This window comes from Parabacteroides gordonii MS-1 = DSM 23371 (genome assembly GCF_000969825.1).
Taxonomy (GTDB): Bacteria; Bacteroidota; Bacteroidia; order Bacteroidales; family Tannerellaceae; genus Parabacteroides; species Parabacteroides gordonii.
The window spans coordinates 3628775-3642138 of the sequence record NZ_KQ033919.1 but is presented as its reverse complement, the minus strand read 5'-3'; the positions used below and the strand labels follow the sequence as shown (position 1 = coordinate 3642138).

10 protein-coding genes are annotated in these 13364 nt (G+C 44.9%); 5 read left to right on the top strand and 5 right to left on the bottom strand.

Annotated features, from left to right (window positions below; translation table 11 throughout):
• On the top strand, window positions 1–498 hold the full coding sequence (locus HMPREF1536_RS13870) for a dihydrofolate reductase (RefSeq protein ID WP_028729622.1): 498 nt from the start codon (window positions 1–3) through the stop codon (window positions 496–498).
• A gap of 991 nt (window positions 499–1489) precedes the next feature.
• Here HMPREF1536_RS13870 and HMPREF1536_RS13865 read toward each other — a convergent pair.
• Window positions 1490–1825, bottom strand: a complete 336-nt coding sequence (locus HMPREF1536_RS13865) for a type II toxin-antitoxin system RelE/ParE family toxin (RefSeq protein ID WP_028729623.1) — start codon at window positions 1823–1825, stop codon at window positions 1490–1492.
• A complete protein-coding gene (locus tag HMPREF1536_RS13860; protein ID WP_028729624.1) occupies window positions 1816–2079 on the bottom strand; it encodes a hypothetical protein in 264 nt (87 codons plus the stop codon). The genes HMPREF1536_RS13865 and HMPREF1536_RS13860 overlap by 10 nt, the downstream gene beginning before the upstream one ends.
• A gap of 200 nt (window positions 2080–2279) precedes the next feature.
• Between HMPREF1536_RS13860 and HMPREF1536_RS13855 the strand changes: the two genes are divergently transcribed.
• From HMPREF1536_RS13855 to meaB, 4 genes are read left to right on the top strand one after another with little or no spacing between them, the layout of a single operon-like run.
• Window positions 2280–7943: an alpha-2-macroglobulin family protein gene (locus tag HMPREF1536_RS13855; protein ID WP_028729625.1), complete on the top strand. Its 5664-nt coding sequence runs from the start codon at window positions 2280–2282 to the stop codon at window positions 7941–7943.
• A 50-nt stretch (window positions 7944–7993) separates the two neighbouring features.
• Window positions 7994–8371, top strand: a complete 378-nt coding sequence (locus HMPREF1536_RS13850; RefSeq protein WP_028729626.1) for a DUF1573 domain-containing protein — start codon at window positions 7994–7996, stop codon at window positions 8369–8371.
• Between the two features lie 29 nt (window positions 8372–8400).
• Complete coding sequence (locus HMPREF1536_RS13845; RefSeq protein WP_028729627.1) at window positions 8401–9513, top strand: DUF1573 domain-containing protein; 1113 nt, start codon at window positions 8401–8403, stop codon at window positions 9511–9513.
• A gap of 9 nt (window positions 9514–9522) precedes the next feature.
• Window positions 9523–10620 (top strand): methylmalonyl Co-A mutase-associated GTPase MeaB, encoded by a 1098-nt coding sequence (gene meaB / locus HMPREF1536_RS13840; RefSeq protein ID WP_028729628.1) that lies wholly within the window; start codon window positions 9523–9525, stop codon window positions 10618–10620.
• 73 nt (window positions 10621–10693) lie between these two features.
• On the opposite strand, the gene pfkA is transcribed toward meaB, so the two are convergent.
• From pfkA to cmk, 3 genes are all read right to left on the bottom strand, one after another.
• Window positions 10694–11674 (bottom strand): 6-phosphofructokinase, encoded by a 981-nt coding sequence (pfkA, locus tag HMPREF1536_RS13835; protein WP_028729629.1) that lies wholly within the window; start codon window positions 11672–11674, stop codon window positions 10694–10696.
• 96 nt (window positions 11675–11770) lie between these two features.
• On the bottom strand, window positions 11771–12643 hold the full coding sequence (locus tag HMPREF1536_RS13830; protein ID WP_028729630.1) for a 4-hydroxy-3-methylbut-2-enyl diphosphate reductase: 873 nt from the start codon (window positions 12641–12643) through the stop codon (window positions 11771–11773).
• Window positions 12644–12655: 12 nt separating this feature from the next.
• Window positions 12656–13345, bottom strand: coding sequence for a (d)CMP kinase (cmk, locus tag HMPREF1536_RS13825; RefSeq protein WP_028729631.1), 690 nt, complete (start codon window positions 13343–13345; stop codon window positions 12656–12658).
• Window positions 13346–13364: the final 19 nt, after the last annotated feature.

Below are 13364 nucleotides of genomic sequence, written 5' to 3'. Positions count from 1 at the left end.
ATGAGTACAATTTCAATCATTGCCGCTATTGCAGAGAACAACGCGATTGGTAAAGACAATAAGTTGTTATGGCGTCTGCCTGCAGATATGAGACGTTTTAAAGATTTGACAACCGGCCATGCCGTGATCATGGGACGTAAAACGTTCGAGTCGCTGCCAAAGGGTCCGCTTCCCAACCGTAAGAATGTAGTCCTGACAACTTTGCCGGAAGCAGGTTTTATAAACTGTTTCGCTTGCGAGTCGATGGGTTCGGCTTTGGATATTTGTGAAAAAGAAGATGAAATATTCATTCTGGGTGGTGCATTGGTTTATCGTCAGGCATTACGTATCGCAGATAAAATGTATATCACACGTGTACACGGAGAGTTTAAGGATGCAGATACCTTCTTTCCGGTTGTAAACTGGGAGTTATGGGAAGAAGTAGAACGCCAGGAGTTTCCTGCCGACGCAAAACATGCTTATCCATATACGTTCCTGACTTACATTCGTAAAAAATAAGTTTATCCCATATTTGGGTTCATGGGTTCATATAGTGGCATAACCTTCTGGTTGTATGCATCTTACTATATGAACCCATTTTCTTTTGCCTTCATTCCGCTTTCATAGGGCCTTCATAGTGCTTTCATATCCATCCTGGCCTGCTCCTTCGCTATGACACAAGATCTATCTATATTATCAAGAAAAAAAAGAATATCTTTCCAATTGAACAATCCCTACAACAAAAGTTTATCAAAATAAATCCTTCAATCCTTCAGCATTGCTGTTATCTTTCTTATAATCATTATTCTACAGCTGAAGGATAATAGTTTATATGAAGGATTTATCTTGAATTTTGATTTTTTGCATACTCTATTCTAACACATGAGTGCTGGCCTTTTAGTTCAATAGTCCTTTCTTCTTTTCTGTTTGTCAATTGTCGAACGCTTGTTTGACATATATCAAACGCTTATTCGACAACTGTAAAACAAGCGTTCGACAGTTGACAAATAATAAATAGGTTATATCTTTCATGTTAACAGGTCGTTATGTACCTCATTCTTACTTATTAATCCTACTCTTATTCTTTGCCTGAAAGAGTGGACTAAAACAAGTATTAATTTCAGACTGGAGTATGAAGCATTTATCTGAAAATGCAAACAGCTTCCTTCATACAGTAGAAAATCATTCAGCCGTAAACATTAGATAATCAAACATATAGCATTACACTGAAGGATTGAAGGATTTATTCTGAAAAACTTTTGTTGAAGTGCTTAGAGAAAGGATGTATGCCAACTCCACCTGTGACACTATAAACAGACTCATATATAGAAAAATGTGAAACAATTAGCGACTGCGCCGGACCCGGAGGGTTCGGCACCGTCGCTATAAACAGGCTCACCTCCGTCAAGAACTGAACACTCATATCTGTCAAGAACTGAAACATTAAGTGAAGACCTTGAAAGCTAAATGAAGCCCCTATGAAGGCTGAACGGCTTTCGGCACACTTTTTTCAATAGTTATTAATCTGAAAGAAATGCAGGAGAAGTCGTTTTAACGTTTTAGGATTTGTCCTTGTGTCCCAAGCCATAACAATATAAACTTTATCATTTCGGATATAATAGTAAATCTTATTCTTTTTGTTTACCACTAACTCACGTATAACTATATCTAACGGTTTATTGGCCAAATATACCTGACCGATTTCAGGAAAACTCTCTAGCAAAGCTATATCTTTCTGAATATTCCCCCAGGCAGTTGCAGCAATCGTATCTCCCCAACATTTCCTGATAAAAAGGAGTAAATTAAGCACACTCTCTTTTGCAAAGTCAGTCCAGATTATTTCCATCCCATCTTCTTATCTATATAATCCGTCACTTCAGTTGTGGAATACAATGGGCCTTCACTTTCTGCCACCTTCATTGTGTACTCGGCTACAGATTGTATCAAATCATCAGGCATTACATATTCTTTCACCTCTACTTCTTTCTGAGAAGTTAAAGCTTCAATGTAATCATGTACTTTCCGAAGCTTATCCTCACTTAGATTCATTACTTCCCGGAAAATACTTACTTTTAACGCATCTGTATTCATTACATCCATTCTATTTTGGTTCTATATCTACAAAGATAGAGATTATTTCTTTTCTACTCCATTATCGATTGAAACTTTAAGCAACTCTTTATCATAAGGGAACGCCCCTTCCACTATTACACCTTATTAACAACTACTTTACAACTTTTTACTCTTTCTTTGTATCTATATAGCAAACGATGTTGTTTAACAAGTAAATCCGTATAGATATGAAGATAAGAGCAATTTTGATTTCCGCGCTGATCGTATGTTGCATTTCGGCAGCGTTCATGTACACAAGAGCGGCACAATCGACAAATGAAAGTAAAATGATTGAAAGAGCCATTCAAGGCAAGAATACATCCCAACTGATCAAAGCATTGATCAGTAAGATGAAAGACCAGTTAGAAGTGAACGATGATGACTTCCCTGCGCTTATCAAAGAAGTGGAAAACTATGCAGCCGAATGTAAAGACCCGGCTTCCGCAGCCGTATTGTATTCGATGGTAGCGGAAATGTATAACAACTACTACATGCAGAACCGTTGGAAAATCAACCAGCGGACAGACCTGGTCGGTTACGTTCCCGAAGATATACGGGAATGGACTTCCAATCTTTTCACCCAAAAGGTCAAAGAAGAGCTAACCGCTTCCTTGCAACCGGCCGAGCTGTTACAGCAAACGCCGGTATCCGATTTCAAGACAATCCTCGAAACCGGGAAAGACACCCCTACCCTGCGCCCCAGCCTATACGATTTCCTGGCATTCCGTGCACTGGATATAACTCCCTCGACAGAGATATATGAAAAGCTGATTGCCTGGTTGAATACACAGCCGGATAAGAAAGCGGTAGTCCTTACCACTCTCGATTATCTGCAATTCAAATATTCTTCCCTGCACCAGGAAAAAGAGAGAACAGAATATCAGGCCGCCCTCGACAGCCTGATGAAAGTATATGCCGATAAAGATTATTCGGTGGAGATCGTAGCTGCCCGGTTGAATTCATTTGGATTTGCCTACAACTATGACGATCCTGCCAAAATAGATTCTATCAAGGCAATAGAATACAACCTTTGTAAAGAAACAATCGCCCGTTTCCCGAACTACGACCGGATCGGCCTGATAAAGAACAGACTGGCACAAATGCAAAATCCGTCACTGCGGATCAATACGGAAAATAATATCTATCCGGGAAAAGAGTTGACTCTTAAGGTGAATTACAAAAATGTCCCCGAGATCACAGTCAGTATATACAAAAGCCTGAAAACACCTCAGCAGACAACATATTATAATGAAGCAGATACGAGTAAAGCGCTGGGTGCACTCGTTAAAAAAGTCACTTTCTCTTTATCACAACCGAACACATACACCGACTTGGATACAACCCTTGTTATCCCGATGGAGAACATGGGGCTCTATGAATGTATCGTCACCGTACCCGGCAAAGGGCTAAAGACAAACAATCTGTTTAGTGTCAGCCGCCTGGCTGCTGTTTCACGCAATATGCCGGATGGTTCCACAGAAATACTGGTGACGGACTATCTGAGTGGCAAACCGGTAAGCGATGCTTCCGTGACTTACTATTCCGGCAAACGCCGTAACCTGCAAAAACAAGGTAGCGTAAAAACAGACCGCGACGGATTAGCCGTTCTTCCCCGTCAAAGTGATATGATGGCTTATCAGGTCACACACCGCGAAGATGCCTATTCCATGCTGACGCTTTTTTATCCGAACAGTCGGGAAATGCAGAATAAAACAAAAAAACGTCCTCAACTGTCACTGTTCACCGACCGGGGTCTATACCGTCCGGGACAAACATTATATTTTAAAGGTATTGCTTACGTCAACGATACGCAAACACCTTATGCCGTTGAAGGAGAAAGCTATAAAATAACTTTACGGGATGCCAACTGGAAAGAGGTGGCTACCAAAACACTGAAAACAGATAAGTTCGGTTCCTTCAACGGAGAGTTTACACTGCCGCAACAAACACTTAGCGGAATGTTCACGCTTTCCACCGAATATACAAGCGCCAGCATTCGTGTGGAAGAATATAAACGTCCGACGTTCTTTGTCGAACTGCTTCCGATTAAAGGTGATATCTCTTTCGGCGACCGGGTAACGATCGAGGGTAAGGCACAAACCTTCTCCGGCGTTTCCCTGCAAAGCGGTGAAGTGACTTACCGCTTTAATAAACGACCTTTCTGGTTGCGTGGTTATTTTGGAGGAAACACGAACGAGCAAGTGGCAGAAGGAACTACAACCATCAACAGTGACGGCACATTCTCCGTTGATTTCCGTCCGGAGAAATCAACAGATGGATACAGCTTCTTCCCCTACCAGAGCTATGTCGTTACAGCAACCCTGACCGACAGTAACGGAGAGACACAGGAAGCTACATACACTTTCTCTGTTGGTGAAACAGGTATCGTCCTGAGCACCAATATCCCGTCGCAGATAGATAAAGATTCTGTCAATGCAACCGTTTCGGCACAAACCCTGAACGGGGAAAAACTGACTGTCAACGGTACTTATACGATCTATAAACTGAGCGATACCGGCAAAGAGAACCGATACGGACAGGAAGAATATAAAGAAGAGCAACAAGTTGGAGCCGGTAATTTCATTTCCGGTCAGACGATCGACAAAGAAGTATTCAAAAAACTTCCGGCCGGCCGTTATCGCATCAAGCTGGAAGCAAAAGACAGTAAAGGCCGTCCCGCCACTGCACAAGACGACTTTATCCTATACAGCCTGCGTGATAAAAGACCGCCGGTATTCACTCACCTGTGGTTACTGAATGAAAAGACAGATTGCCAGCCTGGCGAAGAAGCCCGAATAGTGTTCGGTACATCGGATAAAGATGCACATGTGTTATACGAACTTTACCAGAACGGCAAATGTATCTCACGCAAACAAATGGTATTGAATAATGAGAACCACCTCTTCCGTATCCCATTCCTGGAAAGTTACGGGGAAGGTATTGTTGCCAGCTTTACCTTTGTAAAGAACGGTAAGCTGTATACTACACAGTCGCAGATCAAACATCAGCAACCGGATCGTCGCCTGACCATCCGGCCGACAACATTCCGCGACCGTCTGCTGCCGGGTAGCCAGGAAACATGGAAGTTCCGTATACTGGATGCCGACTCTGTTCCCGTAGCCGCCGAAATTCTGGCAAGCATGTATGATGCTTCACTGGACAAGATACTGCCGTTCAACTGGTTCTTCAATCCGGAACGTTTTGTTTATCTGTATGCTCCAACCTTTAATACAGGCACAAGCATGGATCAGCGGACAATGTATGATGCCGGAGAGTTGAAACTAGCCAATATTCCTGATTACCAGTACGACCGTTTAAACTGGCAAGGTATTATGGACTTCAGAAACTATAGGATCCGTGGCGGAGGTATTATGATGAAATCTGCTGCCGCTCCGATGGTGGCACAGGCAGAAGTTGCAGAATATGCAGCAGATGATGCGGCATCGCTTACCGGAGGAGTATTGAGTGAGAACATGGTCGTTTCACAAAGTGCAGAAACAGAAGAAGGAGTAGCAGACAGTTATCAGGAAACATTACCGGTACAGGTTCGTGAAAACTTCAACGAAACGGCCTTCTTCTATCCTTCCCTGCTGACAAATGCAGAAGGAGACGTCATGTTGCAATTCACATTACCCGAAAGCAATACGACCTGGAAATTCCAGGCTTTGGCTAATACCGCCGATATGAAATATGGTATGCTGACCAAAGAGGTGATCAGCAGTAAGCCGTTGATGGTACTGCCGAATCTTCCACGCTTTATGCGTCAGGGCGACGAAGTATCCATCAGTACACAGGTGATAAACAACTCGAAAGAATCTATCTCCGGACGGGTTAGCCTCGAATTGTTCGATCCGGCAACAGACCAGCCTGTGATCTGCCTTACCAAATCGCAGAAGGCCTTTACATTGTCGGCCGACAGCATCACGACTGCTTCATGGACATTCCGCGTGCCGGAAACGATCAATCTGATCGGTTGCCGTATCGTGGCCGACTCCGATTCCGGCAGCGATGGCGAACAGCATTTAATCCCGGTTCTCTCCAATCAGATACTGATCACGGAAAGTACTCCGTTCTACCTGATGGGAGATAACGAACAACAGATCCGCTTGTCAGGAAACAAGGCAACCGGAACCCGTAAGCCGTTCAGCATGACACTGGAACTGACTGCCAACCCGATCTGGTATGCCGTACAGGCGCTGCCGACATTGACACAGCCGGAAAACGACAATATCATTTCCTGGTTCGCTTCCTATTACAGCAATACGCTGGCTAATTACATTGCCACAGCCAACCCGCGCATCCAGCAGGTGATCAGCCAGTGGAAGGCACAGGGAGGAACAGCATCCACCTTATATTCGAACCTGGAAAAGAACCAGGAACTGAAGAATATCCTGCTACAGGAAACGCCGTGGGTATTGGCTGCCGACAACGAAACAGAACAGAAACAACGCCTGTCGTTGCTGTTCGACATGAACCGTGCCGGCCAGCAACGCGAACTGGCTTTGCAACAGTTGCTGAAACAACAGAACGAAGAGGGTGCCTGGGGCTGGTTCAAAGGTTTCTACCCGAGCCGTGAAATCACCCTGCATATCCTGAAAGGTATGTCGCAACTGGTCGAACTGAGTGCCGTTCAATACGGACAGGAAGAAAAAGAAATGCAGATGAAAGCATTGAAATATCTGGATAAACAGATGCAACTGGATTACGAACGCCTGCAAAAAGCCGATAAGAACTGGCAGACAAGCGTACCTAACTCCCTGCAACTGGAATACTTGTTCGTCCGCAGTTCCTACCGCGATATCCCGGAACTGGGAGACGCCCGCGAAGCGATCCGTTTCTATACGACACAAGCAGAGAAAACATGGAGCAAACAGGGCCTTTACGGTAAAGGTGAAATTGCCCTGCTGATGCAACGGAACGGAAAGAAAGAAGTGGCAAACAATATCCTGGCATGGTTGCGCAAAACGGCAACCGTTTCCAACGAACAGGGTATGTACTGGGCTAACAACCGGAGAGAAAACAGTTTCTTTATCTCTCCGATCGATACGCACTGCCTGTTGATGAAAGTGTTCAATACGTTATCACCGAACACCAAAGATACCGACCGCCTGAAACAATGGCTGCTGAACCAGAAGCGTACCCAGAACTGGGAATCGGTTCCCGCCACGATAAACGCAATCTATGCATTGCTGCTGACCGGAAGCGACTGGCTGAATGAAAACAATACCTGCACCGTCAACTGGGGAGGTAAGACATACAGCACCGCCGAAGGTGAAACGGCAACAGGTTATCTGAAGGTTGTACTGGGTGAAAAAGAAATTTCTTCCGAAAGCAATTCCGTTTCCATCCGGAAGGAAGGAAATGCGCCTGCCTGGGGAGCTGTTTACGAACAGTATTTCGAGAACATCAATAAAGTGGATAAACGACAGGGTGTACTCAATGTGGAAAAGAAATTATTTATTGAGAGCAACAGCGGAACAGGTCTGCAGATACAACCGGTAACAGAAGGCAAGCTCCGTGTGGGTGATAAAGTGGTTGTACGCCTGACCATCCGCACAGACCGCGAAATGGATTATGTATTCCTGAAAGACCTGCGGGCAGGATGCTTTGAGCCGGCCGACCAGATCTCCGGTACGAAATTCAGGGATGGAGTGATGTACTATCAGTCGCCGACGGATGTATCAGAAAACTTCTTCTTCAACCGTTTGCCGGCGGGAACCTTCGTAATCGAGTATCCGGTTTACGTAACACGCACCGGTGATTATGCCGGAGGATTCAGTACAATTCAATGCCTGTACGCTCCCGAGTTTGTTTCACATACAGAAAGTGAGGCAATATCTGTCAGTTTTTAATTCTTATTCTCTATCTTTGTAACATAAACAATAGCTAAATAAAAAGTAAAATGAAACAGATTATTTTTATTTTTATGGCAATCCTGCTTGCTACAGGAATGGCTTCTGCTCAGAAAAAAGCAGTTATTTCTGCAGAACAAACCTCTCACGACTTTGGACAAATTAAAGAAGCCGACGGAAAAGTATCTGCTACATTCGCAGTCAAAAATACAGGTGATGCTCCGCTGGTTATTACTCGCGTAATTGCTTCCTGCGGATGCACGACACCGGAATGGACAAAAGAACCGATCGCTCCCGGTCAGAGTGGAGACATTAAGATTACATACGATCCGAAAGGACGTCCCGGCCCGTTCTCTAAAACGATTTCAGTTTACAGCAACGGTAAAACGGGTAGTTTTATCCTGACCATTCGGGGAGAAGTTCTTTAATACCAAACAAGCAAAACTAAAAACAAAGAATGCTGAATATAAAAAGACTGTGCTTTATTCTGTGCTGCATATTCCTGTTCACAGCGAATATAGCCGCACAGAACGGAGCTCAGATAAGTGCAGACGAACTGACTTACAACTTCGGAACGATTGCCGAAGCGGACGGATTGGCCAGTCATACTTTTGTCGTTAAAAATACGGGAGACAGCCCATTGGTCATCACCCGTATCACTGCATCCTGCGGTTGTACGCAACCGGAATGGACAAAAGCTCCTATTGCCCCGGGAAAGACAGGAAACGTGAAAGTAACCTACAATCCCAAAGGACGTCCGGGCCCGTTCTACAAAACTGTTTCTATATTCAGCAACGGTAAAAAAGGCAGCTACACGCTGGCTATCAAAGGAAACGTTACACCTAAACCGATTCAGCCCGCATTCATCTATCCCTACTCGATCGGTGACCTGAAGTTGCAGACCAAAACGGTTCTGTACAGCAGTATCCGTCCGGACGAGACATTGGGCGAAAAGATCAGTGTAAAGAATGAAGGCAAAACAACCCTGACTATCCAACAGGGAAAAGTTCCCCATTTCCTGACTGTGGAGATACGTCCTACTCAACTGGCTCCGGATGAAGTCGGTGAAATAACCTTATTGCTGGATGCCAAAGCAACTAAAAGAAAAGGACGGGTTACAACAGAAATTCCTTTAACGGTTGAAAGCATCGGACAAAAAGAAATTTCCGGCAAAATACATGTTGCTGCCAATATTATCGATAACTTTGGAAAATTATCGGCTGCAGAAAAGGCGCAAGCTCCTGTTGCACAGTTATCGGGAACATTGCTCGACTTCGGTAAACTGCCGGAAAGGGGTGGTTTCATCCCATTGATCGGAGGAAAAGTGACCGGAACTGTCGACATTACCAATACCGGGAAATCACCATTGATTATCCATAGTATCACGTGTGATAATGACTTGGTAGATATCTCCGGAGGTAAGAAAGAGATTAAACCGGGAGTAACTGCAACTTATAAGATTTCAGTCCGTCCGAGAGAGATCAAGACGAAACTGGAAGCGCTTATCAATGTTGTATGCAACGACCCGAACGGCCCTGTTCGCCTGATAAAAGTAACAGCAGAAAAATAATTATTCATTATGGAACATCCCGAAAACGACGATCTTTACAGAGGATTAAAGGTAAACAAGGGAGTAGCCGACGTACCGACTGTAAACCCGTATCTGAAAAAGAGACTCCAACGTAAAGAATATACCCCTTCCGAATTTGTAGAAGGGATACTGAAAGGTAACATAACCATTCTCAGCCAGGCAGTAACCTTGGTCGAGAGCGCTAAATACGAGCATCAGCAACTGGCTCAGGAGATTATCGAAAAATGTCTTCCTCATGCCGGTAAATCGGTGCGTATCGGTATTACCGGTGTTCCCGGTGCCGGAAAAAGCACTTCCATCGATGCGTTCGGTATGCATCTGATCAAGGAAGGACGCAAACTGGCCGTATTGGCCATCGACCCGAGTAGCGAACGTTCTAAAGGCAGTATCCTGGGAGATAAAACCCGCATGGAAGCCCTTTCACGGGAGAAGAATGCGTTTATCCGCCCTTCACCCTCGGCCGGTTCGCTGGGTGGTGTTGCCCGTAAGACACGCGAAACGATCGTATTGTGCGAAGCTGCCGGCTTCGATACTGTATTCGTTGAAACAGTGGGTGTCGGACAGAGTGAAACGGCTGTACATTCAATGGTCGACTTCTTCCTGCTTATCCAATTGGCCGGAACCGGGGATGAACTGCAAGGTATCAAGCGCGGTATCATGGAAATGGCGGATGGTATCATCATCAATAAAGCGGATGGCGATAATATCGATAAAGCGAATTTAGCTGCCGCCCAGTTCAAAAATGCACTTCATCTTTTCCCGCCTGCCGACTCAGGCTGGTTCCCGAAAGTATTGACTTATTCCGGTTACTACAATCTAAGGATCAAAGAGATCTGGGACATGGTCGGTGAATACATGGAGTTTACCAAAAAGAACGGTTATTTCAATTTCAAACGAAATGAACAAGCCAAGTACTGGATGTATGAAAGCATCAACGATACATTGCGTGAAACATTCTATCATAATCCGGCCGTAGAAGGTATGCTGGCACGGACAGAACAGCAGGTGCTGAACAACGAGATCAGCTCGTTCGTTGCGGCCAAACGGATGATGGATTTGTTCCTGGAAAATTTATCAAAGAAATAAGGTTTACCCTAAAACGAATAAACCCCGCCGGATCATTTCCTGCGGGGTTTATTTATGTCTGACAACCGGATGTTTAAATAGAAGACACGCGAAGTGTATTCAGTAAATCACGGTTGATCGGTTTATCATTCTTAATGGCTTTCGAGAACGGAACATATACGATCTGGTCGTTCTGTATACCCATCATGACATTACGCTGGTCGTCCAGCAATGCATCGATCGCGGCAACTCCCATACGGGTTGCCAGAATGCGATCCTGAGCCGTAGGCGATCCACCACGCTGCAAGTGTCCCAGAATAGAGACACGGACGTCGAACTGAGGATATTCGTTCTTTACACGTTCGGCAACTCCCATTGCGCCACCGGTCACTTCACTTTCAGCCACCAGAACGATACTACTGTTCTTCGACTTACGGAAACCGTTTTCGATCATTTCGGCCAATTGGTCTTTTTCCATAGATATCTCCGGAATAATAGCCGCTTCAGCTCCGGAAGCAATCGCACCGTTCAATGCCAGGAAACCGGCGTCGCGTCCCATCACCTCGATGAAGAACAGACGGTCGTGCGAAGTGGCTGTATCGCGGATCTTATCCACACACTCCATAATCGTGTTCAAAGCGGTATCGTATCCGATCGTTACATCCGTACCATACAAGTCGTTATCGATCGTTCCGGGAAGACCTACTATAGGATAATTAAACTCCTGTGCGAAAATACGAGCTCCGGTCAATGTACCGTCACCACCGATGGCGATCAGTGCATCGATTCCTTCTTCCATCAGCTTATCGTATGCCTGCTGACGGCCTTCGGGAGTTTTGAACTCCATACAACGAGCTGTTTTCAATATTGTTCCACCACGCTGGATGATGTTACTTACATTCTGAGTCCTGAACTCTTCAATTTCACCTGTAATCAATCCTCTGAAACCTCGGAAAATACCTTTAACCTTTATCCCGTTATAAATAGCGGAACGCGTCACTGCACGGATGGCAGCGTTCATTCCGGGAGCATCACCTCCGGACGTTAAAATGCCAATACATTTAATAGTAGACATAGCGTCTTTATTTTATATTATTCGCGGCAAAAATAGTAATTATTTGCCAACAACCTTTCATTTTCTCTTAAACTTAATGAAATCTTAATCATTCTATCAACGACCTGCATTGAGCTCCTGAATACGAACAGCCACCTCTTCCATCAACCATTTCGGAGTAGAGGTCGCTCCACAAACACCCACCCGGCGCACTCCGGCCGGAAGCGGTTCGGTGATCTCCTTCACTTCCGATATAAAGATGGTATTGGGATTTGCCTTGCGGCATTCTTCCAGCAACATTTTACCGTTCGAACTTTTTTTACCTGCCACGAAATAAATCCAGTCGTGGCTGGATGCAAACGCTTTGATATTGGGGAGACGATTGGCTACCTGACGGCAGATTGTATCATGATATTCAAAACGGGCATTTTCTGCCTTCCGTTGATATATCTCTTCCACGATCTTACGGAATCCGTCCAGCGACTTGGTAGTCTGGGAAAACAGACAAATGTCGCGACCAAAATCCAGGCGATCCAGGTCTTCTATCTTTTCCACCACAATTGCCGTACCTTCAGTCTGTCCCACCAGGCCGTTCACTTCGGCATGTCCTTTCTTTCCGTATATGACCAGCTGGGTATTGTTAATACGGCTTTCCTGATAGCTTTTATGTATTTTACGTTGTAATTGAAGAACTACCGGACAAGTGGCGTCGACTATTGTAATATCGTTCTGCCGGGCAACTTCGTAAGTTGAAGGAGGTTCGCCGTGGGCACGAAGCAAGACCTTTTTTCCCTTTAATGCTGAGAACTCACGATGGTCGATCGTTCGCAGGCCATGTGCCTGTAGCCGTTCAACCTCCAGGCTATTGTGCACGATATCACCTAAACAATACAAAATATCCGTATTGTTCAATTCACGTTCGGCACTTTCAATAGCTGTCACTACCCCGAAGCAGAAGCCGGAGCCTTTATCTATTTCTACTTCAATCATTGTAACTGTTACCTAATTAGAGATAGCTCTATTGTATTGAACAAGCAACCAGGCTTTTTGTTCAGCAATGGTCATGTTCGAGTTATCCAGCACCAGGGCATCATCCGCCTGTCGGAGAGGGCTTTCCTTACGTGTGGAATCTATATGATCGCGGGTCTTGACATTCTCCAGTACTTCTTCATAGGAAGCAGCTTCTCCCTTTGCTTTCAGCTCGTCCAAACGACGTTGTGCACGAACTTCCGGACTGGCGGTTACATAGATCTTCAGTTCGGCATCCGGAAAAACAACTGTTCCGATATCCCTGCCATCCATGATGATCCCTTTTTCTTTCCCCATTTCCTGCTGCATTGCCACCAGGGCACGGCGCACAAATCCTAATGTAGCCACAGGGCTTACCCAGCTTGCCACTTCCATTCCACGGATTTCTTTTTCTACCTTAACGCCGTTCAGATAAGTATCGGGACGTCCTGTCTCCGGATTAAAACGGAGCGAGATATGGATATCACCCATCGCCGCCTGCAATTTTTCCTCATCGATCTGATCTCCTTTGAACAGGTTATGCTGAATACAATATAATGTTACCGCGCGATACATGGCTCCCGTATCTATATAAGTATAGCCAATTTCTTTTGCTAAGTCTTTTGCCATAGTGCTCTTTCCCGTAGAAGAAACACCATCTATTGCAATTACTATCTTTTTCATTCTTGTCTTAATTATATTT

What these genes read in the sequence shown, in the direction of transcription:
- HMPREF1536_RS13870 (WP_028729622.1), top strand. Translation starts at nt 1, where the DNA reads ATGAGTACAATTTCAATCATTGCCGCTATTGCAGAGAACAACGCGATT.
- HMPREF1536_RS13865 (WP_028729623.1), bottom strand. Translation starts at nt 1,825, where the DNA reads ATGGAAATAATCTGGACTGACTTTGCAAAAGAGAGTGTGCTTAATTTA.
- HMPREF1536_RS13860 (WP_028729624.1), bottom strand. Translation starts at nt 2,079, where the DNA reads ATGGATGTAATGAATACAGATGCGTTAAAAGTAAGTATTTTCCGGGAA.
- HMPREF1536_RS13855 (WP_028729625.1), top strand. Translation starts at nt 2,280, where the DNA reads ATGAAGATAAGAGCAATTTTGATTTCCGCGCTGATCGTATGTTGCATT.
- HMPREF1536_RS13850 (WP_028729626.1), top strand. Translation starts at nt 7,994, where the DNA reads ATGAAACAGATTATTTTTATTTTTATGGCAATCCTGCTTGCTACAGGA.
- HMPREF1536_RS13845 (WP_028729627.1), top strand. Translation starts at nt 8,401, where the DNA reads ATGCTGAATATAAAAAGACTGTGCTTTATTCTGTGCTGCATATTCCTG.
- meaB (WP_028729628.1), top strand. Translation starts at nt 9,523, where the DNA reads ATGGAACATCCCGAAAACGACGATCTTTACAGAGGATTAAAGGTAAAC.
- pfkA (WP_028729629.1), bottom strand. Translation starts at nt 11,674, where the DNA reads ATGTCTACTATTAAATGTATTGGCATTTTAACGTCCGGAGGTGATGCT.
- HMPREF1536_RS13830 (WP_028729630.1), bottom strand. Translation starts at nt 12,643, where the DNA reads ATGATTGAAGTAGAAATAGATAAAGGCTCCGGCTTCTGCTTCGGGGTA.
- cmk (WP_028729631.1), bottom strand. Translation starts at nt 13,345, where the DNA reads ATGAAAAAGATAGTAATTGCAATAGATGGTGTTTCTTCTACGGGAAAG.